The sequence below is a fragment of the Neomelitea salexigens DSM 19753 genome (assembly GCF_000422345.1).
Taxonomy (GTDB): domain Bacteria; phylum Pseudomonadota; class Gammaproteobacteria; order Pseudomonadales; family Spongiibacteraceae; genus Spongiibacter; species Spongiibacter marinus_A.
On the sequence record NZ_AULP01000005.1, the window covers coordinates 84,361 to 103,321 of the forward strand.

At 54.6% G+C, this 18,961-nt stretch carries 22 protein-coding genes; 7 read left to right on the top strand and 15 right to left on the bottom strand.

The genetic code is table 11. The features are described 5' to 3' along the window. Nucleotides 1–49: 49 nt before the first annotated feature. The 3 genes from H573_RS0109330 to H573_RS0109340 all read right to left on the bottom strand — a co-directional run bounded on the left by H573_RS0109330 (nucleotide 50) and on the right by H573_RS0109340 (nucleotide 1,375). Complete coding sequence (locus tag H573_RS0109330) at nucleotides 50–361, bottom strand: ssr3402 family protein (RefSeq protein WP_051171186.1); 312 nt, start codon at nucleotides 359–361, stop codon at nucleotides 50–52. Nucleotides 362–407: 46 nt separating this feature from the next. After that, a complete protein-coding gene (locus H573_RS0109335; RefSeq protein ID WP_027874031.1) occupies nucleotides 408–809 on the bottom strand; it encodes a hypothetical protein in 402 nt (133 codons plus the stop codon). A gap of 65 nt (nucleotides 810–874) precedes the next feature. Continuing rightward, entirely contained in the window at nucleotides 875–1,375 is a 501-nt protein-coding gene (locus H573_RS0109340; protein ID WP_154653868.1) for a hypothetical protein, read from the bottom strand. Between the two features lie 266 nt (nucleotides 1,376–1,641). On the opposite strand from H573_RS0109340, the gene H573_RS19010 reads away from it, so the two are divergent. Then, nucleotides 1,642–5,055, top strand: coding sequence for an amidase family protein (locus tag H573_RS19010; protein ID WP_027874033.1), 3,414 nt, complete (start codon nucleotides 1,642–1,644; stop codon nucleotides 5,053–5,055). Between the two features lie 296 nt (nucleotides 5,056–5,351). Here H573_RS19010 and H573_RS0109350 read toward each other — a convergent pair whose 3' ends face one another. Then, nucleotides 5,352–5,765 (bottom strand): SRPBCC family protein, encoded by a 414-nt coding sequence (locus H573_RS0109350; RefSeq protein ID WP_027874034.1) that lies wholly within the window; start codon nucleotides 5,763–5,765, stop codon nucleotides 5,352–5,354. A gap of 221 nt (nucleotides 5,766–5,986) precedes the next feature. On the opposite strand from H573_RS0109350, the gene H573_RS17710 reads away from it, so the two are divergent. The 4 genes from H573_RS17710 (at nucleotide 5,987) to dsbG (ending at nucleotide 8,276) form a co-directional block, all read left to right on the top strand. Further along, nucleotides 5,987–6,283 (top strand): glutaredoxin family protein, encoded by a 297-nt coding sequence (locus H573_RS17710; RefSeq protein ID WP_051171170.1) that lies wholly within the window; start codon nucleotides 5,987–5,989, stop codon nucleotides 6,281–6,283. After that, the gene (locus H573_RS0109360; protein ID WP_027874035.1) at nucleotides 6,280–6,873 is read left to right on the top strand and encodes an RNA polymerase sigma factor; all 594 of its coding nucleotides are present in this window, start codon (nucleotides 6,280–6,282) and stop codon (nucleotides 6,871–6,873) included. The genes H573_RS17710 and H573_RS0109360 overlap by 4 nt, the downstream gene beginning before the upstream one ends. Nucleotides 6,874–6,995: 122 nt before the next feature. Beyond that, nucleotides 6,996–7,394 (top strand): VOC family protein, encoded by a 399-nt coding sequence (locus tag H573_RS0109365; RefSeq protein ID WP_027874036.1) that lies wholly within the window; start codon nucleotides 6,996–6,998, stop codon nucleotides 7,392–7,394. A gap of 102 nt (nucleotides 7,395–7,496) precedes the next feature. Then, complete coding sequence (gene dsbG, locus H573_RS0109370; protein WP_027874037.1) at nucleotides 7,497–8,276, top strand: thiol:disulfide interchange protein DsbG; 780 nt, start codon at nucleotides 7,497–7,499, stop codon at nucleotides 8,274–8,276. A gap of 56 nt (nucleotides 8,277–8,332) precedes the next feature. On the opposite strand, the gene H573_RS0109375 is transcribed toward dsbG, so the two are convergent. Next, nucleotides 8,333–9,178, bottom strand: coding sequence for a LysR family transcriptional regulator (locus H573_RS0109375; protein WP_234701861.1), 846 nt, complete (start codon nucleotides 9,176–9,178; stop codon nucleotides 8,333–8,335). 139 nt (nucleotides 9,179–9,317) lie between these two features. Here H573_RS0109375 and H573_RS0109380 point away from each other — a divergent pair, with 139 nt between their 5' ends. Both H573_RS0109380 and H573_RS0109385 read left to right on the top strand, forming a co-directional pair. After that, entirely contained in the window at nucleotides 9,318–10,022 is a 705-nt protein-coding gene (locus H573_RS0109380) for an FMN-dependent NADH-azoreductase (RefSeq protein ID WP_027874039.1), read from the top strand. After that, nucleotides 10,015–10,497 (top strand): nucleoside deaminase, encoded by a 483-nt coding sequence (locus H573_RS0109385; RefSeq protein WP_027874040.1) that lies wholly within the window; start codon nucleotides 10,015–10,017, stop codon nucleotides 10,495–10,497. The genes H573_RS0109380 and H573_RS0109385 overlap by 8 nt, the downstream gene beginning before the upstream one ends. Before the next feature lie 63 nt (nucleotides 10,498–10,560). Here H573_RS0109385 and H573_RS0109390 read toward each other — a convergent pair whose 3' ends face one another. The 10 genes from H573_RS0109390 to H573_RS17715 all read right to left on the bottom strand — a co-directional run bounded on the left by H573_RS0109390 (nucleotide 10,561) and on the right by H573_RS17715 (nucleotide 18,921). After that, complete coding sequence (locus tag H573_RS0109390; RefSeq protein WP_027874041.1) at nucleotides 10,561–11,097, bottom strand: GNAT family N-acetyltransferase; 537 nt, start codon at nucleotides 11,095–11,097, stop codon at nucleotides 10,561–10,563. Between the two features lie 157 nt (nucleotides 11,098–11,254). After that, nucleotides 11,255–11,572 carry a type II toxin-antitoxin system RelE/ParE family toxin gene (locus H573_RS0109395; protein WP_027874042.1) on the bottom strand — a complete coding sequence of 106 codons (318 nt, stop codon included), beginning with the start codon at nucleotides 11,570–11,572 and terminating at the stop codon, nucleotides 11,255–11,257. Beyond that, the gene (locus H573_RS0109400; RefSeq protein ID WP_027874043.1) at nucleotides 11,560–11,817 is read right to left on the bottom strand and encodes a type II toxin-antitoxin system Phd/YefM family antitoxin; all 258 of its coding nucleotides are present in this window, start codon (nucleotides 11,815–11,817) and stop codon (nucleotides 11,560–11,562) included. Before H573_RS0109400 ends, H573_RS0109395 begins: the two co-directional genes overlap by 13 nt. A 340-nt stretch (nucleotides 11,818–12,157) precedes the next feature. After that, entirely contained in the window at nucleotides 12,158–12,535 is a 378-nt protein-coding gene (locus H573_RS0109405; protein ID WP_154653869.1) for a hypothetical protein, read from the bottom strand. Between the two features lie 81 nt (nucleotides 12,536–12,616). After that, complete coding sequence (locus H573_RS0109410; RefSeq protein ID WP_027874045.1) at nucleotides 12,617–13,009, bottom strand: hypothetical protein; 393 nt, start codon at nucleotides 13,007–13,009, stop codon at nucleotides 12,617–12,619. A gap of 450 nt (nucleotides 13,010–13,459) precedes the next feature. Beyond that, entirely contained in the window at nucleotides 13,460–14,347 is an 888-nt protein-coding gene (gene mmsB, locus H573_RS0109415; RefSeq protein ID WP_027874046.1) for a 3-hydroxyisobutyrate dehydrogenase, read from the bottom strand. 43 nt (nucleotides 14,348–14,390) lie between these two features. Next, nucleotides 14,391–15,506 (bottom strand): enoyl-CoA hydratase/isomerase family protein, encoded by a 1,116-nt coding sequence (locus tag H573_RS0109420; RefSeq protein ID WP_036256348.1) that lies wholly within the window; start codon nucleotides 15,504–15,506, stop codon nucleotides 14,391–14,393. Continuing rightward, nucleotides 15,506–16,294, bottom strand: coding sequence for an enoyl-CoA hydratase (locus tag H573_RS0109425; RefSeq protein ID WP_027874048.1), 789 nt, complete (start codon nucleotides 16,292–16,294; stop codon nucleotides 15,506–15,508). The genes H573_RS0109420 and H573_RS0109425 overlap by 1 nt, the downstream gene beginning before the upstream one ends. Then, nucleotides 16,291–17,451, bottom strand: a complete 1,161-nt coding sequence (locus H573_RS0109430; RefSeq protein ID WP_027874049.1) for an acyl-CoA dehydrogenase family protein — start codon at nucleotides 17,449–17,451, stop codon at nucleotides 16,291–16,293. Before H573_RS0109430 ends, H573_RS0109425 begins: the two co-directional genes overlap by 4 nt. A 30-nt stretch (nucleotides 17,452–17,481) precedes the next feature. Next, a complete protein-coding gene (locus tag H573_RS17715) occupies nucleotides 17,482–18,921 on the bottom strand; it encodes an aldehyde dehydrogenase family protein (RefSeq protein ID WP_051171171.1) in 1,440 nt (479 codons plus the stop codon). Nucleotides 18,922–18,961: the final 40 nt, after the last annotated feature.

The window sequence follows — 18,961 nt, forward strand, 5'->3', positions numbered from 1 at the left end:
AATAGCGAACGCGGCTGGCTATTAGTCTTGCTGACCTGCTACTTCCAGCTTACTCCGCCCTGCGCTCACCCGGACTACACGTCGACGACTTGAACTCAAGAGGCGCCGCTGGCCCAACCCACCCTGGCGGCCTTAACGTAACGCCTCTGGCAAATAGTGCCTCGCAGTTATTGCCGAAGTGCACAGTAAAGTTATCGAAGTCGATCGACCGCAACGTTGCAAGGACCTCCTCATGACTTTTAACGAAGTTAATCAATACCTCAAAGTCTCGCTCGTTTTGATACTCGGGCGCCAATGCTGCCATAGAGCTTAATGGCGACAAAACAACACTGACAAACGTCATCATTTTTTTCATAGACATCTCGATGTCCCGCAGATTGATTTGCTGAGCGAACACAATACGGACATTAATTATCAACAATAATCACATCATATTTTTCGTTATAGCTGTCCGTCGTCAGGGTAAATTTATTGCCGAAATAGAGTGTGGCTGCGCCCTTTTTATGGGCGCTCACCATACAGACCTCACCACCAAAGAGCATGCCTGGCTCACGAAAGGGCACCGCACTCCTGGCATCTTCGCAGTCAATACTGGCGATGTCTGAGGCAGATGAAATCACTCCCGGGTACATCCCCCACCAACCAGGAAAGCCATTGCCAACCACCAAAACCTCAACGCGCTCGCCCGTCGTTAAACGCAACACCGACGCGTCACCCTCGTCTTCGATCAGGCTTTTATAGCTATATCGAGCGCCCGCGCAGCCTTGAAGAAGGCAAAAAGCGCAGAGTAGATAAGCGATTTTATTCATGTCTTAACCTAGTGGGATTAATACAGCACTATCGCGGGTTCGCTAACGGTGCGCTTCAAACAATCTCAAGCACAGCCTTCCACATAGTGAATCGCATGCTCATAGCCCGAGTATATTTCTACTATGCGGTTTTTCACCACCTCAAAGCGCATGGCTATCGATCTGTCTTTTGAAAACAGTTTTATTGTTCGACTTTCCGGCCCTTGGTAATGATTGGACTGTTCATCCAATCGGTCACCGAAGGTGTTTTTCAACTTCGACAGGCTATCGCCAACACGAATACCCGATGGTGTAATCACCTGATTCAAGCTTGTCTCGATACGCACGACTCGGTCGTCATCGAGCATGAACGATAAACCATCACTCGCATAATAATAGGTGCAGCCCGAAGCCGCTTGAGGCTCGTTAACCGGCATCAGTGCACGCAAACGTGTGTACGCGTCACTCGCCTCCATGCCTATTTTAACTGGGCCATAACTATTCATCGTGAGCAGGAAATCAGAAGCCAGCGAAAAACTAGGCTGCAACAGCAATACCATTACCCACACACAAGCTGAACGCTTCATCGCACGCCTCCTTTCCCTAGGCAATTCAGACTACTGCATGCGTGCTGAAAAAGGTAGGTTGCCACCAAGTGGACCAAGCTGAACGCGTTTATTAACCGGAGTTATTCAGTCAAGGCGATCAAATAGTGATGGCCTAGCAGCCCACAACGCCTCAGCGCATCGCCACACACCTTGGCACAAATTCTGCTTACCTCTATCGCCTAGATTCCGACATTAGGACGCCACCTAAGGGCGTCGCCGTACCTTGCCTGTACTGGAGTGGGCCAATGCGCCATATATTATTAGTTAGTAGCGTTAGTGTTATTTTGTCTGCATGCGGCGGAGGCGGCAGCGGTGGAGGCTCATCTCCCGGCGACAGCCAGAACACCGGCACAAAAGTGACCGGCCAACTGATTGACTCACCAATCCAGGGCATACTGTATTCCACTGCACCAAACCCGACCGCAAATACCAATCTACCGATGACGGGGGCAAACGGCGACTTCGATTATGTCGAAGGCGACACTGTATCTTTTTATCTTGGCGCGCTAAAAATAGGTGAAGCACTCGGCGGCCAATTCATTACGCTTGATGACCTACTGCCCTCTGAAAACACCATCACCAATGTCGCACGACTATTACTAACACTTGATGAAGACCGCAACCCCGACAATGGTATTCGACTTTCTTCACAGGTTATTGAAAAAACACTGGCACTCGATATACCGCTGAGCGAATTCGATGTTGCCCCCGACGACTTCGACACCTCCCGCGCAAGCGCCTTTGCCGAGCAAGCAAACGAAGACCAACGCTCGCTCATTTCAGCACTAGAGGCCAATCAACATTTAGAAAAAACCCGCAAAGATCTATCAGATGGCAGTTATGATTTTGACGGAGGCGCAGACACCGACGACGACGGCGTTAACGACGCCGTCGACTCATGCCCCGAAACGCCAGCGGGCAAGGACGTTGATCAGAACGGCTGCGCACTCGCCGAAGCCGAACAAGACAATGACAAAGACGGCGTAAAAAATGCTGCTGACAACTGCCCCGCCAACGCCAATAGCGACCAGCTAGACACCGATAACGACAGTCGCGGTGACGCCTGCGATGCCGACGACGACAATGACGGCATACTCGACGACGATGAAGTCGCCAACGGCTCTGACCCTAAACTGGCCGACACGGACTCCGACGGCGTCCCCGATGGTGAAGATGCCTTCCCTTCCGACGACTCGGAGTTCGAAGACAGTGACGGTGACAGCATCGGCAACAATGCCGACGAAGACGACGACAACGACGGCCTGAGCGATGCCGAGGAAGAAGCATTAGGCACTAACCCTCGCCGTGCCGACAGCGACAATGATGGCGTATCCGACAGTGAGGACGCCTTTCCCACAAACTCCTCAGAAACCACCGATACCGATGGCGATGGCATTGGTAACAACACCGATGAAGACGACGACAACGATGGCGCCAGCGATGCAGAGGAGCAAGCTCAAGGTACAGACCCTCAGCGAGCTGACTCAGACAACGATGGCACCAAAGACGGTGACGATGCATTCCCCAACGACCCCTCAGAATCCACAGATTCTGACAACGATGGCATCGGCAACAACAGCGATGAAGACGACGACAACGACGGCGTCAGCGATGCCAATGAAGCCGACATGGGAACCGACCCACTAAAGGCTGACAGCGACGGTGATGGTGTATCCGATGGCCAAGACGCCTTCCCCAACGACGCCTCTGAATCTAGGGATACCGACGGTGACGGGATCGGAGATAACTCCGACGCCTTCCCTGAAGATGCCTCAGAAACGAAAGATACCGATGGCGACGGCGTGGGCGATAACAGCGACGCCTTCCCAGAAGACAACGCCGAACACGCCGATGCTGACGGCGACGGAATCGGCGACAATGCCGATATCGACGACAACAACGACGGTATTCGCGACGACCTATTTCAAATTGTCGAAGCGACCATGGCAGACGTTCACGCAGCGCTCGCTGGAGAGCTAGTCGACGAGAATGGTGATGCACTCACCTGCGTAGACATCACTCAGCAATACATCGACCGTATCCTCGCTTACAACAACAATCCACAACCCAATGGTGGCCTGCCTATCTTCGGTGTACTGGCGATTCTGCCCAACGCCATTGCCCAAGCCCAGGCCCTGGATGAACTCTACGCCAGCGACCAAGGCATTGGTGACCGATACCTCCATTGCATGCCGGTTTTGCTGAAAGACAACTACGACACCGTTGACTACCCCTCAACACAGGGGTCGTACTCAATGCTCGGCCACCAAGCCGGCGTAGACGCTAATTCAGTAAAAGGCTTACGTGAAGCCGGTGCGTTAATACTGGGCAAAGCCAACCAAGATGAATTTGCCTACTTCACTACTGGATTTTCAGCCCGGGCAATACAGGTGAGCAACCCCTACAACACCTCAGAAAGCCCAGCGGGATCATCCTCCGGCACCGGCGCATCCCTCGCGGCCAACTTTGCGCTGGGTGGCACCGGCTCTGATACCTGCCAGTCCATCCGCCATCCATCGTCTGTAGGCGGCTTGGTGGGCATTCGGCCCAGCTTAGGGGTGGTTTCCCAGCACGGTATTTTTCCGCTGGCCCACAGCCGTGACACCGGAGGGCCAATGACCCGCACCGTCACCGATGCTGCACTCATGCTCACCGCCATGGGCAAGTACGATTCACGTGACCCCAAAGCCGCTGCCTTTCCGGCAGAGCAACGCCCTGAAAGCTACACACAATACCTCGACCGCAACCAATACGGCCTCGCCGGCCGCAACATCGGCATTGTGCGAGACCTCGGCGGCAATACCGATGCCGCGGGAACGGGCACACAAGGAGAGTTGATTGCGGCAGCCGTTGCCGAAATGGAAGCACTGGGCGCCACGGTGTATGACGTGTACCTACCCAACTACACGTCGTTAGGGGCCGGCTCCAGCCATTACGACATGAACGAATACTTCTCAGTGTTCGAATCTGAAGGTGGGACCAGTGCCCGCCGCTGCGTTAGCAGCACTGCCATAGCACTTGATGGTGAAGAGTCCGCCCACGACCGTGACGACGAGTGCTACGGCATAGAGGGCATAGTTGAGTCCGGCCGGGTTGGCCCACGCACCGCGGGGCTGTTTGCCTTAACGGCACTGGGCGACCCCAACCAGCCCCCCACGCAGGCACAACTGCAAGCCATCGTCGATATGCGCGCCTATGTCACCGGCGAAATGGACATTGTCAAAGACGCTAATGGCGACCCCCTCATCGGCCCCGACGGCGGCAACGTGAGGGTCGACGCGCTCGTGTTTTCACCCGGCCCCTCCGGTGGGCGAACTTGCGACTTTGGCTCTACCACACAAATGGGGTCAATCGTCGTGCCCGTTGGTTTTGATGACTCAGTAGGGGTTCCCCGCGGTATGGAGATATTTGTTCGCCAGTTCGATGAGGGCACCGGCATCGGCATCGCCTATGACTACGAGCAGGCCACCCTGCACCGCGCCCCGCCCAATATTAGCCCTGCGCCTGCGAGCGACATCGACACCATTAGTGAGTTTAACGCCCGCGTTCAGGCCGCTATCGCCGCGTACGCAGCCTATCCACCGGAAGACCTGAACCCAGAAGCGTATCGCGACGCGTTAGAAGAGCTCGTAGGCCCGCTGCAACCACAACAGGAGTAAATACGTATCCATAATCGGCAAGCCCTTGCGAATTTCACGGGGGCTTGCCGCTTCACTTAACGAAGGCAGATACGACTAAATCGTCCGCCACTGAAACGCTAACGCGCGCCACACAATGCAGAGAAACCGCACGCGTAATGCAAACGGATTCGCACAAGCCCATTCGGATCGTCATTACGCTACCACACGTGTTTTGCTTTTCAAAAAACCAACCAAAACCCTAAACAGCCACCCCTCGACAAACAGGAAAAATTGCTAAACGTGGCGTCACAAAGCTGCGCCAATACAATACTCAGCTATCGGGCTTTACTTTCAACATAGCGCTTAAAATTATTCAGAATACACAACCAGCCATCTCGCTGCTGCGCGGCCGAGTTTTCATCTTCGGCGTCAAAGGTTTCGATGACCTCAACCCCTTCACTCGTTTCTACAAACGCGACGGTAACAAGGCGCTGGTCATCCAACTCAAAATGAATGGCCTTGTTCTCCTCCACCTTGGTATAAACCCCTGCAAAGTCAAAGCCCATAGATCCATCTTTGGCTTCCATTCGGTAATTAAAGCCCCTCCCCACTTGCAGGTTCACCTCTGCTTTCGGGCAGCACCAGTCATCAGTGGCATAGTTCCAGTTTTCTATATCCTCAGGCGTTACCCATGCGCGCCAAACAGCGGCAATGGGCGCATTCACCAGCGTTTTAATTTCAATCTTCATCCCTACCCCCAACAGCTCATCAACTCCCTAATCGGGCAAGCCACGAAGGCATGCCCCTGACCCGACGGACATTCTGCCACCATTTAAACCAAATGCTTATACACCCCAGCCCCCGTCTCAGCGCTGGATTACACAAATTGACCAGTAGTTTGAATATTCGGTCAAGTCTTACCCTGCCATCTCAGCCAACATAGCCCCATGTTTCAATGAGGCACCAGTCGATGAATACCAACAACACACAAACGCGGTTTTCGCTCTATCACTACCCGGCATGCCCCTTTTGTGCCTATACCCGCGCGGCGATCAAAAGCTTGAAGCTAGACGTGGCGCAACGGGATATTGCCGTTCACCCAGGTTATCGCCGAGAACTTCGTCAGGGCGGCGGCAAAACACAGGTTCCCTGCCTGAAAATCGAGAGTGGCGGCCAAGTGAAATGGCTTTATGAATCGCAGGACATCATCAACTTTCTCAGTCGTCAGGCCAACACTCATAAAAGCAACAAAGGGGTAAAGCGATGAATACATCCACGCCGCAAACAGAACACACCTCACCGATCTGGCAACATGATTGGGCCCTGGCCGAACGCCTAAAGCATGGCGATAGAAAGGCCTACGCCAGCGCCTACCGCGACTACCACCCCGCCATGGTCGGCATTGCCCGCCAATATGTGGAGCACAGCCTCGCCGAGGATGCCGCCCAGAGTGCCTGGGTCGCCGCACTAGAGCGAATGCATCAGTTCGAGGGTCGCTCAACGCTTAAAACCTGGCTGTGTCGCATTACCATTAACATGGCCCTCACCGCGCGCCGAAAGCGCCAGAAAGAAATTACCGTGTCGGCAGCTCGCTGGTCGGCCTTGGCCGACGAGAGCCGTCACGCTCACCCCGAAGAGGCGCTGAGTGCTCCTGAACTCGCTCTGGATAGCGCCCGCACATTGCACAACGTGGATGAAAAAATGCGGCGCATGAACCGCGCCCAGGCCAATGCGCTCTACCTCCGCGCCACCAGCGCCATCGATGGCAAACAAATCTCAGAGAGCCTGGCACTCTCTCACGCCAATATGCGCGTGATGCTGCACCGAGCGCGAAACCAGCTCTCAGCATGCCGATAAGGGCGAACTCATGATCAAGCGTCGCTCCCCACATGGCCAGCGGCGCCACAAGCACCACGGGGTTAATAACACACTCGGCGGGCAAGGAATTTGGCCTGTAGCCAACGCATAGGAGAATAGCTATGAAAACGATAACACACGGCGCGCACCACATAGGTTTAACGGTTTCCAAGCTAGAGGAAAGCGCCGCTTTCTTTACCCAGATTCTCGGCTGGAAAGAAGTGCATAGAAAACCCGACTACCCGGCCATTTTCGTCAGCGACGGCAACATTATGCTCACGCTTTGGGCTGCCAAATCTCCCTCGCCGGTGCCATTCAACCGCAACTCAAACATCGGCCTTCATCACTTGGCACTGGCGGTAAATTCAGAGCAAGCACTTAACGCCATTCACCAAACGCTGGTGGACCACACTATCGATATTGAATTTGCCCCCGAAGCGGTGGGCTCAAGTGAAGCTAAACACCTGATGTGCACCGAGCCAAGTGGCATTCGCTTGGAGTTCTTCTGGCCAGGTGCTTAAGCATTTCAGTGGATAGATATGCCACTACTCACTTGAGGCAGGCATAAACAAGCAGCCTGAATCCAGTAACTAATTTTTTACTACGCTCTGGTTCATAACACTATGAAACACTTACTAACGCGCCTATTCATTACCCTTGGCAGCGCGCTACTGCTCTCATCACACACCGCGCTTGCTGAAGAGTACCCACAAATCATTAAGCACATACTGGATCGTGGTCTGAGCATGGTCGCCGACTTCGACGCCACGCCCGACATGCGCGGCTACATTCTGGAATCGCAAGGCAAGCCGATCACTGTTTATGTCAGCAAAGATCAGCAGCACGCCTTTGTCGGCACCCATATCGACCAAGACGGCAACAATTTCTCCGCTGAAAAAATCGATGCCTTGTACTACCCCGTCAAGGCGCGTCAAACCTGGGCCGAGCTTGCCTCGAGCCACTGGGTCGCCGACGGCGATAACAGCGCACCGACCACCATCTACGCTTTCTACGATCCTAACTGCCCCTACTGCCAAGCCTTCCGTGAAGCCGCTAGCCCCTGGATTCAATCGGGGCTGGTGCAGCTCAGGCACATTATGGTTGGTGTACTAACGCCCAGCAGCTTGCCCAAAACCGCGACCATATTGGGTGCTGCAAACCCGCACACCGCGTATATGCAAAACGTGGCGCAACATAAACACGGCGGCATTGCGGTGCAGGAAAGCGCTCGAATACGCGGCGAACCACAGGTGCAGGCCAACAACCAACTAATGCAAAAACTTGGCGTGCCAGCCACGCCAGGCATCTACTACAAAGATGCCGAGGGTCGGCTACATAGGCACTTGGGCATGCCGCCAGCGCACACGCTAAACCTGATGATGGAGGGGGTAGCAAAGCCTTGAGGCGGTATGGCTGGCGCGACCAGAAAGCAAGCGATAGCGCACTTCACCAGCGCGGCCTATCCATTCAACAGCGCGTCGACCCACTCCAAAAAGCGCACGGCGCCGCGCGTTTCAAAGCTGTTTTTATTCGGCACGTAGTAACACAGACTGGAAGTCACCTCTCGCGTATCACAGCTTTGCAGCAGCTTGGCATCCACTAAGCGCTTAGCGAGCGTCGTCGAACAGAAAACCAGCCCGCGCCCGGCCATTGCCTGCTGAATCCCAAATAACTCCTGATCAAAGGGAACGCAGTTAAGTTTTGCCCCCTGCAACTCATTCTCTTCCAGCCAAGCAGTGAGTGGTGGCTCCGGCAAAGCAGTATTTTTCCACTGCGTGGTAAACAGGGTAATTCCCTCGTTCCACTCGCCATGAGCTGCCATTCCAGGAGCGCCAAAGACATTGAATGACTCATGTCGAATGATATCCGATGGCTCAACCCTAGTGGCATCGCCATAGCGAACAGGCAGAATGTAAGACTGGCTATCCACTGACTCGCCTGTCGATATTTCCAGAGAGATACCCGGGTTCGCCTGTTCAAATTCGTGCTGAGCAGGAATGAGCGCCATCGCCGCCAACGACGAGGTTGTCGTCACCCGTATCGCTGTGCCCGCCCTCATCACCTCATCCAAAGCATTATCAATTTTACGAAACCCCTCCGAGGTTGCCTTTGCCAGGCGCGCCCCTGTTGCGGTTAACGCAATCCGCCTGCCCTGACGATGAAACAAACTGACCGTTAAGCGCCCCTCCAAATTACTAATGTGATGGGAGATCGCCGTTGGCGTTAGCGACAGCTCCTCAGCGGCCAACTTAAAACTGCCCAGGCGGGCAGCAGATTCAAACGCTTTGAGCGCCTGCAACGACACTTGCAACGTGCACCTCCCCAACAGTAAGCAGCCAAACTATAGATGAGTTTAGCTCATCTGCAGGTGCATTTTTATCGTTTGTTCGCCCACCCACAGCGTCACAAAATACCCCTGTCATTAACTGAACGAGAGAACGACCATGACAACAATACTCCACATCGATTCAAGTGTAAGAGCGGCAAGCAACCCAAACCCCGAGCACGATTCCCTGTCGAAAAATATTGCGCGGCGGTTTATCGAGACATGGAAGAAGCACCGACCTCTAGATGAGTATATCTACAGAGACGTCGGCATAAACCCACCCGCATTTATCAACCAAGACTGGATTGGCGCGGTATTTACCCCCGAGCAAAACCGCAGCCCGGCGCAGCGCCAAACACTGGCCCTCTCCGACGAGCTGATTGCAGAGGTCGCAGCGGCCGATGTCATCGTTATTTCCTCGCCAATGTACAACTACGGCATGCCCGCCCAGCTTAAAGCCTGGTTCGACCAAATTGTGCGGATCAATAAAACCTTCGACTTTGACCTATCGCGCGGCGACTACCCCTTGCAGCCACTGCTATCTGGCAAAACCCTAATCATCGTGACGTCCACGGGCGAATTCGGCTTTGAAAAGGGCGGCATACGCGAGCACTCGGCCCATCTGGTTCCTCACCTGAAAACGCTCAGCAAATATTTGGGCGTGGAAACCAGCTATGAAATCGCCTCGGAATACCAGGAATTTGGCGACGACCGACACCGCCACTCACTCGCCCAGGCAAAAGCCCGTGCCGAACGCCTCGCAGCCGAGTTATGCGGCGCTATGCCGACGCAATCGCCCACCACGGAGGCAGAAAGTGCGTAATGCTCTCGAAAGCCGCCTGCAACAGCATGCAGAAAGCACCATCGAGCTGGCGATTCAGCACGCCAACGCCGGTGGCTTGCCCTTCGCCGCAATGATTATTAATGCGCAGGGGGAAGTCATCGGCCAAGGCGTCAATCAGGTCGCCCAACAGCTCGACTGCACCGCCCACGCCGAAGTTCAGGCAATACGAAACGCCTCACGCAATACGCGCCGCGTTGCGTTACACGGCGCGACACTCATTGCCTCCGGCGAGCCCTGCGCGCTCTGTTTTATGGCCATCCATATGGCCGGTATCAAAAACGTGATCTGCCTTTCGAGCCGCCATGATGCCGCCGACCACGGCTTCGACTACCGATGGACCTACCGACACATAAACACCAGCCTACTGAATGCGCTGAACGTGGTGATGTTGGAGAACGACAGGAAACTGCTGCCATTTCAGGTGGCAAAACAGCAGCTACGTAACAGTAATTAAGCCAAAAGCACCAAGGGGTGAGGAGAAACGGCTAAATAAAACCGAAAGTTGTAGCGACTGAAGTTACCAAAGCTCAGGGTCATTGAGCGCCTCAACACACCGTGTGGGGCCACTCATCGCCGGAACCGCGCCGCCATCAAGTGATTGCGCCAACCAGCCAATCGGCTGACTCAAGGGGCACGGGGCTTTTACAATCGCTTCAGTGATCTGCTCAAAGCCCACTTTGGAATAATAGCCGGGGTCGCCATAGGTAAACACCAACTCAACCCCAAGTGATTTCAGATGATCCAAACCGTATCGAATAAGCGCCTGACCAATCCCGCGGCCCTGCACATTCGTTGACACCGCAACTGGTGACAAAATAAAGGCTCGCTGCCCGCTCGGCACAATAAGCTGACTAAAGAAAATACCGCCAACAACAGCATCGCCTTCCCATGCAGTAAAGCCAATAACCGCAGACGGGGGTGTAGTTGAAATCAGATCCTTAACGAAATCCGCAATAACCTGCCCTTCTGCCTCTCCTTCAGCATCAGAGAAAACCCGCTGAAACAGCGCGACAACGGGCCCCATATCGGATTCATTGAATAATGCAAGTCTCATCAATCTAGTTGCTCTCAGTGCTACCGACTGCTTCAAACATGTGACGAATTCCGGTTTCTCTCACACTGTCGAGTCAGGCTCGGCATGAGTATTCTGCGTTAGCTACCAGAAAGCGCACATCAAAACCGGGGGAACGAGAGCCCGCCGGCTTGACTCGTTAATCGCCCCAATCATCGCGATCTTCGAGTAAGTAATTTCGGAGCTCACGTTCGCTGCGCAGAACATATAAGATGAAAATTTTCTTCCCGGCGTGGCGATAAAAAATTCGACAGGGATTGCATACAACTTCGCGATAGCGACTATCTGTCAGCTCCCCGGGAACCTTGCCAGAGCTTGGGTGTTCTTTGAGGCGCTCTACAGCAGAGAACACTCGCTGTACCAGTTCACGCGCTGCTGTAAGATTTTCTATCGCTATGTATTCCGCGATTTCGTTCAGGTCAGATAGGGCCGGTTCAGTCCAGATTAACTCAGCCATTTTTTCATTTTGGCTTTGGCTTCATTATGAGTCAGCGTCCTGCCTTCTTGAACAGCGGACTCTCCTCGAGCGATACCTTCCAAAATTGTCATTCTACGCTGAAGGGACTCAAAGTCTTCGACGTCAACAAGATAGGCAGATGGCTTACCATGCTCTGTGATTAGCACAGGCTCTTTGGATTTATGAAGTTCAGACAATATCTTGGTTGCCTGGCGCTTCAATGTGGTCACTAATTCAGTCTTCATGAAAGTGATACTATTCTATCACTCAATGCTTTACAAGGGCATTTATGCTCGGCACAAGAGCGGCTTACCCATAGCGAAGAGGCGGATAAACCGCCCCAGCCGCGCAGCTTTAGCGCGGTGATAGGCTTCTGCTTGTCAGGCGCACTTTGGGCGATTCACTACATGGAATTTCACGCACGCAGGACACAAAAGCCCATCACGGAAGCTCTCTCCAGAGCCGAGAAGCTCCAAACTCAGAGATTTTGCAATACTTGCCTACCTCCAGGTTGAGATAGGCGTCTACTAATTAGGGGGAGGTTCCTGCGGCTTTATCGCGTCGGCCGGCCTTTTCTTGTTATGCTTATTTAAGCTTAAGAAGTTTCCTGATCTCATTGAGTGCTTCCTTTACCGCTGGCAGTTCATCCTTTATGATTTTTTGGCCTCCGCATCCATCCGGTATATGCGCCTTTCTGTAGGCTCGTATATAGTTATCGTAAAGCCGGAACAATTCTTTCTGGTCTTTTTCCCTAAGCAGACATGCAACGGAATTTAAATCTTTTTGCTCTATTCCCTGCCAAGCCGTCCCGCTGTCTATACTTCGAATTGCATCAAGAATTCTTTCATGGATAGGGAATGCGCAGTTATTGAACTCGATCCTTTTGTCTCGGCCAATCGATAACCAATGACCAATTATCCCTCCGAGCAAAACTCCAATTATCCCACTGGCTAATTCAGACAACTGCTTCTCCAATCGATCACTGCTTGAACATAACGCCAAAAGCAGGCGCGCCGCTTTTTGGCGTCGCTCTGCCTTTTCTTGTTATGTGTTGATAAGTAAGCTGGCGAGCGCACCAACAACCCCAATTTTATAGAAGAACTGAAATGCGTAGCTGTTTGCAGCTTCTTGTATGGAACTCCCACCAAACGTTTGAATCTCCCAGCTCAGCTTGGCCAGAACTGCAACAGCAATAAAAACCGACGATGCGAACCGCAAAAACATTAAATTACTTTGGGAAATTCCACCGGAGCTATTCACTATGTACGCTAGCAATATGGCCAGTATTGCTAGTAAAACAATCGTTAAAATAGCAGTGGCGTAACTTTTCCTTATTTTATCGATTGCCTCCTTAGCCTGCTCCTCAGTATTGCCCTGCCCCTTCGCCAAACTCGCCAGCTTACTTGGCCAAAAAAACAACAGGAAAAGCAATTTCATAGTCTGAGCAATCCTTTACACATAACATTTGTATATCGCGCACGCTCGATTTACCCCAGCGTTAGCTAGTGCAAAAATCTCGTAACAGTCTGATTTAAAAAATAAACGACCGTTAACGCCAGAGGCGCTTAGCGGGCTAAACGCGCGTGCGCTTAAATCTTGTTGCTGGGGCCTCATAGATATTGCCCATATTTCCTTATGTGGCTGATTTGCCGCGCGTTTTTTACAATCGTTCTGAATTAACGCACATTCCTTGCTGGGATACGTAGCATAAAACCTGAACACCCAAAACACTAGCCACGGCAGTACATCAATTAACCAATGCGGCGCTTGCAGAAGGCTGCATTCGCGGGCCCAAATAAGACATAGAAGGGAAAATAGCGGCGCCTGGGCTTGAAGGCGGGGAGGATGCTTGACGCTGAGCAGCGCCAAGCGAATGAGCGTGTCTTGTTAACCCTGCATCATTTCAATAATGGCGGAGAAGTCTCGCTGGGCATTGCCGTCTTTGCCGGCAAAGCTAGCGTAAAGACTGCGCGCCAATGCGCCCATAGGCACCGCGCTCTGGGTTTTCAGGCTGTTTTCCATCGCTAGCCCAAGGTCTTTGAGCATCAGTTGGGCCATAAAGCCGGGCTGGTAGTCGTTGCTGGCCGGGGTGGCTGGCATAACGCCGGGTACCGGGTTGTAGTTTTGCAGTGACCAGTTGTCGCCGGAGCTGTTCTTCATAATCTCTGACAATACGCTGGCATCCAGGCCGTTATTTAAGCCCAGCTGCAGTGCTTCGGCGGTGCCGACCATATGCACGGCCAGCAGCATGTTGTTGCACATTTTGGCGATTTGGCCAGCGCCGTGGTCGCCAGCATGGAAGATTTTTTTACCCATCCCCGCCAGGATTTGCTCTGCGCGGGCAAAGCCCGCTTCGCTGCCGCCGCACATAAAGGCAAGTGTGCCCGCCTGCGCGGCTTTTACGCCACCGGATACCGGCGCGTCTAACATATCCAGCCCTGCGTCCTCGGCCGCCGCGCCGACTTCGCGGGCGGTTTCAGCATCAATGGTGCTGCAGTCGAGGATGAGCGTGCCTTTTTGCGCCTTCGCAATCAGGCCTGCCTCGCCAAGGTATAAACCGGCCACGTGCTTACCGGCGGGCAGCATACTAAGAATCACCTCGGCGCCGTCGATGGCCGCTTCAGCAGTGCTGGCACACTGCGCGCCCTGCTCGGCTAGCGCTTGCATGGCGGACTGAGACAGGTCAAAAACGGTCAGGCTGTGGCCTGCCTTGAGTAGATTGGCCGCCATTGGGCCACCCATATTTCCCAAGCCGATAAATGCAATGCTGCTCATGGTGTTCTCCTTATTGCGGCCCCTGGAAGGCGCGGCGGTATGATTATAAATCGTGCAGTGGATGTTCTGACCAAGGGGCTTCGAAGTAAGCGCCTACTTCGGCGCTGTCTATCGCTTCGTAGCTGCGGTGGCGCCACTGCGGATTTTTATCTTTGTCGATTAACAAGGCGCGCACACCCTCGGCGAAGTCGCTGTTACGCACCACATTGGTGGACAACACTAACTCGGCGCGGAATACCTCGCGCAGGCTCAGGCCGTCGGCGCGGCGCAATTGCTCCAGAATTAGGCGCGCACTCAATGGCGAACCCGCAGACAAGGTTGCCGCCGCTTTGTGCAGCCAGGGGTTGTCGCTGGATAGCTCGGTGATGGCCTTGATGGCGGCAATATCATCGCCCTCGCAGAGCTGATTAATTATTGGCGCCGCAGGCTCGACGTTGGCCTCGGGAAGCGCCGCTTGTGAGGCTTCTATATGGCTGGCCATCAGGCTGTACAGGCGCTCGTGATTGTCGCTGACATCGTCCGACCACAGCTCCTTGGCCATCGCTGCCAACACGTCGTCGCGGCGACTGTTTTCAATAAAGCCCTCGGCCAAGCCGAGGTACAGCGCGTCGCGGCCATTGAAAGACGCGCCGGTTAGCGCCAGGAAGCGCCCACAGTGGCCGGGCATGCGATTAAGGAAATAACTGCCGCCCACGTCGGGGTAGAGACCGATGGTAATTTCCGGCATGGCCAGGCGGGACTTTTCGGTGACAACGCGATAACTGCCCGCCGCGAAGATACCCAAGCCACCGCCCATAACAATGCCGTGCCCCCACACCACAACGGGTTTGGCGAACTGGTGCAGCGCGTAGTCGAGGCGATATTCCTGCTCGAAGAAGCGCTCGGCGTATTCGCAGGGGCCGCCCGGTGTTTCGGTTGCGGAGCGATACAAGGCCTGCACGTCGCCACCTGCGCAGAAGGCTTTTTCACCGGCAGCGGTAATAAACAGGCAGGCGATATCGCGGCGGTCTCGCCACTCGGCCAGCTGCATTAGCATGGCCTCGACCATGCCGAGGTTAAGGGAGTTCAGCGTTTTTTCTACATTGACGGTGACAATGCCCAGCTTCTGACCGCTGGCGGTGTCGCGCTCTTCAAATAGTACGTCCTGGCTTGTGCTCATTAGGCGTTTTTCCACTCCGGTTGCCGTTTTTCCAAGAAGGCATTCACGCCTTCTTTTTGATCGACAGTATCAAACAGTTGCACAAAACGCTCGCGCTCCAGAATCAGCCCTTTTGGCATGACGGCATCGCGCGCTTCGTGGATTAACGCTTTGCAGAAGCTGACGGCCACTGGGCTTTGCTGGGCAACAGCGCTTGCCATATTCAGCGCCGCCTGCAGCGACTCGCCTTGTGGCACTAACTCTTCAACCAAGCCGATGCGGTGCGCCGTTTCGGCGCTCACTCGTTCGCCACACAGAATCATGCGTTTGGCCCAGCCCGCACCCACCAGCGCGGTAAGACGCTGGGTGCCACCCGCGCAGGGCAACAGGCCAACCTTGGCCTCGGGCAGTGCCAGTTGTGCCTGCTCTTCGGCAATACGGATGTCGCAGGCCAGCGCACATTCCAAACCACCGCCCATCGCAAAGCCGTTAATGGCAGCAATGCTCACGCCGCGAAAATCGGCTAAGGCTTCAAACGCCTGACCAAACTTCAGGCCGATATCTTGCGCCACCGCTTTGTCGCCGCTGGCAAACATTTTCAGGTCGGCCCCGGCGGAGAAGAATTTTTCGCCGCTACCGGTGATCACCAAGGCGTAGATATTTTTGTCGGCGTTGAGCGCGGCAATCAGCGTTTTCAGGCCACTCAAAGATTCCGCGTCCCAGGTGTTGGCGGCGGGGTTATTGATGGTTACCACGGCTGTGTGGCCCTGCACATCAAGCTGTAATTTTTCGGTTGGGCTCATGCTCATTTAATCACCTCCAGTGCGCCTTCCATTAAGATTCGGCGGGCGATAATCACCCGCATAATTTCGTTGGTACCTTCCAGAATTTGATGCACGCGACTGTCGCGCAGGTGCCGCTCCAAGGGGTACTCACGTATGTAGCCGTAACCGCCGTGCAACTGCAGTGCGGCATTGCACACGTCAAAGCCCACGTCGGTGGCAAAGCGCTTGGCCATGGCGCAATAGCTGCTGGCCTCCGGGTGGCTGGTGTCGAGTTTAAACGCCGCCAGCCTAACCATTTGTCGCGCGGCAACAAGCTGGGTGGCCATATCGGCCAGGGTAAATTGGGTGTTTTGAAAGTCGGCAATGGCCTGACCAAATTGCTCACGTTCTTTCACGTAGGCGGTTGCCGTTTCCAGCGCGGCTTGCGCGGTGCCAATAGAGCAGGTGGCAATATTAATGCGGCCGCCGTCCAGGCCTTGCATAGCAATGCGAAAGCCCTGCCCCTCGTCGCCGAGGCGGTTGCCAGCAGGCACCCGCACATTGTCGAAGGTAACCGTGGCGGTCGGCTGGCTGTTCCAGCCCATTTTTTCTTCCGGCTTACCGTAGCTGATGCCTTCACTATCGGCGGGAATGGCAAAGGCGCTAATGCCTTTGGGGCCAGGCTCGCCGGTGCGCAGCATGGCAACCAACACGTCGGTGGCGCCTGCGCCAGAGATAAACATTTTGCTGCCATTCACAATGTAGTGGTCACCGTCGCGGCGAGCAGTGCTGCGCAGGCTGCCCGCATCGGAGCCGGCACCGGGCTCGGTAAGGCAGTAGGAAGCCAGCGCCTCGCCAGTCACCAAAGCCGGGCACAGTGCTTCAACCAACTCAGGCTGGCCGTAATGACCGATCATACTGGTGGCCATATTATGGATGGTTAAAAACGCCGCCGTAGAGGTGCAGCCGCGGGCCAACTCTTCAACAATCAGGCTGGTATCCAAACGGCTCATGCCCAAGCCCCCGGCAGATTCCGGGGTATACATACCCATGAAACCCAACTCACCGGCTTGACGCAGTGCGTCTTGAGGGAAGATGTGTTCGGCGTCCCACTTTGCGGCGTTGGGCATGAACACGCCCTCGGCAAACTGGCGCGCGCTCAGGGCGTAGGCCTGCTGGTCGTCGTTTAATTCAAAATCCATTACTGTTTTACCTTCACCACCACTACTAACTTATGCGCTGGGCGCCAAACCTGCGTCACGCTCGGCGGCAATCGCTGAGGCAAATAACTGCTCGTCGGCGGGAAGCTGTTTGGTTTGTGCCAACGGCCGCGACACCCAGGTAATGTTTACCAGGTCTTGCCAGCTAATATTATTGTTGGTGCCATTGCCGCCCCAACTGCCACAACCGAGCGAAAAGGTCTGGCGCATACCATTCCAAACATTACCACTATTCGACGGCGCTTGCGGCTGATTTACCATCACCCGCGAGGTAAACGTTTGCTCGGCGTAGCGCTGGATATTGTCATCGCTGCGCGAGTAGATGCCGCAGCTATGCCCCCGACCCTGATACGCCTGAATGGCATTGGTGGTGGCAATGGCCTCGTCCAGGTCGGACACGCGATAGAAGGCCATTACCACCGACATTTTTTCCCCTGAGAAAGGATGCTCCGCGCCCGCGCCGGTTTCCGGCACAATGAAAAACTGCTTGCCCTCAGGCAGGTCGATACCCGCCATCGCCGCCAACACCGATGCCGGCTGGGCGACAATTTTGCTGTTGATGTAGCCATCTTCCCAGATCAACACCTGCAAGCGCTGCTTTTCTTCGCTGTTGCAAATATAGCCGCCCTCGGCCTGAAGCTTGTCGAGCAGGCTGTCGGCAATGGCGTCAAACGCCACCACCGAGTTATCGGACGAGCACGACGCGGCCAAATCTAGCGTTTTTGAAAGGCGGATTTTTTCTGCAGCCATCTCCAAATCAGCGGTGTCATCGACAACAATCACTGCATTGCCCGCTCCCACGCCCAGTGCAGGTGTGCCGCTGGCATAGGCCGACTTCACCATTGCCGCGCCACCGGTAGCCAGAATGCGGTCGCACTGTTTCATGAGTTCGTTGGTGCTTTCCAGTGAGGGCTGCTCAATCGCGATGACCAAGTCCTCGGGAGCGCCCAGCGCGGCAATGGCGGCGCGCATGCGGTCGCAGATCATTTTATTGGTGAGCTTGGAGCGCGGGTGCGGCGCAATAATGATGGCGTTGCGCCCTTTTACAGCAAAAATAGACTTAATCACCGGCGTTGCTTCGGGGTTAGTGCAGGGTGCCAAGGCGCCGATCACACCGACTGGCTTGGCGATTTTAACAATATTGCGCTCGCGGTCTTCTTCAATCACACCCACCGATTTGTCGTGCAAAATATCGAACAGTGTTGCCCGCGTTTTCTTGGCGATTTTTAAATACTTGCCCTCGTAATTACCCAGCTGGGTTTCCTCTACGGTAAAGCGCGCCACCTCTTCGGCAACCCCCGGCTTGGCAACAGCCCACACCATGGCCGTGATCAATTCATCAACCTGCTGCTGGCTGTAGTGCGCAATTTGCTGCTGAGCAGCGCGCGACCGCGCCATCAAACCTGCAATATAGTCGGCGGCGTTGGCCTCTGCCTGTTGGGTTTTTTCCATGGTGTTTACCTGCTGATCTCTGTGCCCCAGCAACCGCGCA